The organism is Dolichospermum sp. FACHB-1250 (assembly GCF_014696335.1).
GTDB lineage: Bacteria > Cyanobacteriota > Cyanobacteriia > Cyanobacteriales > Nostocaceae > Dolichospermum > Dolichospermum planctonicum.
Window position 1 is genome coordinate 1 of the sequence record NZ_JACJPZ010000104.1, and the last position, 2,360, is coordinate 2,360.

Annotated in this window: 1 protein-coding gene; it reads left to right on the forward strand. The window is 33.7% G+C overall.

Annotated elements, in window-relative coordinates; all coding sequences use genetic code 11:
- On the forward strand, nucleotides 1-2,360 hold a 2,360-nt coding region (locus H6F39_RS20065), incomplete at both ends, for a DNA methyltransferase (RefSeq protein WP_370539416.1).

Genomic DNA, 2,360 nt, shown 5'->3' on the forward strand with positions numbered 1-2,360 from the left:
ACAAATAAACCCTTATTTTCTCAACATTATTTAGATTATCGCATTCAAGAACTTCCAGAATGGCAATTAGATATTAAAGCAGAATTTGCGGCATTAAAAAATCTTTATTTATCAAAAAAGGCGATTTTAGCCACTCTGAATGAAGCTCAAACTGAAGATATATTTATTAAACCAGCTTTAGAAATTTTAGGTTTTAAATATATTCCTCAAGTCATTTCTCGTGGTCAAGGTAGAGCAGAACGTCCTGATTATGCCTTGTTTTTAAATGAAAGTGAAAGAGATACAGCCTACTCTTTGCAAAATAATGAAACTGCCTTTTATAGTCGAGTATTAGTAATAGCAGAAGCTAAATATTGGCAACGACCATTAAGTAAAATTTCCACTAATGATCAACGGGACATTTTCAAAAATGCCAACCCATCTTTTCAGATTTCCAGTTATTTAAGTGGTACAAATGTTGACTGGGGAATTTTAACCAATGGGAGAGAATGGCGTTTATATTATCGTCAAGCTTCTTCTACCGCAACGGAATTTTATCCAGTTGATTTAGTGGAATTACTAGAAACCGAAGATATAGAACAATTCAAATACTTTTGGTTATTTTTTAGCAGCGCGGCTTTTGCAAAAGATAGCTACAACAAAAACTTTTTAGAACGAGTCAGAGCAGGAAGTACAACTTATGCGACTCAAGTAGGAAACGAATTAAAAACCTTAGTATTTGATCAGATATTTCCTGATTTAGCAAGAGGGTTTATAGTAGACGCAATGCGACGGGGAAAAACCATAGAACCAAAACAGATTTACGCAGCGACTTTATCATTTTTATATAAGTTGTTATTTCTCTTATATGCTGAAGCGAGAAACTTATTACCAATTACCACTGCTTACCGTGATTATAGTTTAATTAAAATTACCCAAGAAATAGCCGCAAGTCTGGATAAACAAAGAACATTAAGTGAAACTTCCACAAAAATTTATCAGAGTTTGTTAGGTTTATTTGAAATAGTAGATAGGGGTGATAAAGCTTTAGAAGTACCTCGTTATAATGGTGGTTTATTTCACTTTGATTTTCATGAACTTGGAGATAGGGAAGATTATCCAGAGAATTATTTTTTGTCTGAACATCAAATATCTGATGCTATTTTATTTCCCGCTTTGGATAAATTAGCACGTTTTGAAAAATTACCCATTGACTACAGCTTTTTAGGTGTGCGACAATTGGGTTCAATTTATGAAGGATTATTAGAATATCGTTTAATTATTGAAGATGAAAAAACGGGAAAAGTGCATTTAGAAAATGATAAGGGTGAAAGAAAAGCTACAGGTTCTTATTACACACCAGATTATATTGTTAAATACATTGTTAGTCATACTCTCAAACCAATTTTAGAGGAGAGAAAACAAAGATTTGCAGATTTAATGACCAAAATTAACCAATTACATGAAAAAATGATAGATGGTAGATTAGGAGTACAAAGTCGTAACGGCTTACAAAAAGATTTACAACGTTTAGAAAGACAAGCACAAAATACTTTACTTGATATTAAAATTTGTGATCCTGCTATGGGAAGCGGACACTTTTTAGTGGAAGCTGTTGACTATTTGACAGACGAATTAATCAATATTTTAAATGAATATCCCGAACATAATCCCATTTTGGAGATGTTAGGAAAAACCCGCAATAGTATTTTAGAAAACTTACAACAGCAGGGAATTAATATTGATATCAATTTAGACGATAATCAACTTTTACAAAGAGTGGTCATGAAACGCTGTATTTATGGTGTAGATTTGAATCCCATGGCCGTAGAATTAGCCAAGGTAAGTTTATGGTTACATTTTTTCACAATTGGCGCTCCTTTGAGTTTTTTAGATCATCATTTGCGCTGCGGAAATTCTCTTATTGGTACAACTGCGCGAGAAGCAGAAGCGAATATGATGAAGGAAGAAAGTGGCCAATTGAGTTTATTAACAGGTCCGTTTGTGGGGTTGTTACGTGCTGCGGAAATTATGCGCGGTGTGAGTACATTAAGTGATGCAACTTTTGCGGAGGTGGAAACCAGCGAGAGGTTATTTAAGGAATTTGATCAGGCTGCGAAACCTTTTAAAAGGTTATTAGATATTTATGTTTCTCAATTTTTTGGTGTGAAACAAGCTAAGAATTTTTTAGAAAGATTTGGTATAAATGCGATCAATGCTAAGTTTGAAAATATGAATGCTGCTGATATTGCGGTATATGAGGAAGCGAGAAGGTTGTTTGACCAAAAGCGGTTTTTTCATTGGGATTTGGAATTTCCAGAGGTTTTTATTGATTTAGAAAGTGCTAGTTGGAAAGAAAATCCCGGTTTTGATGCTGTGAT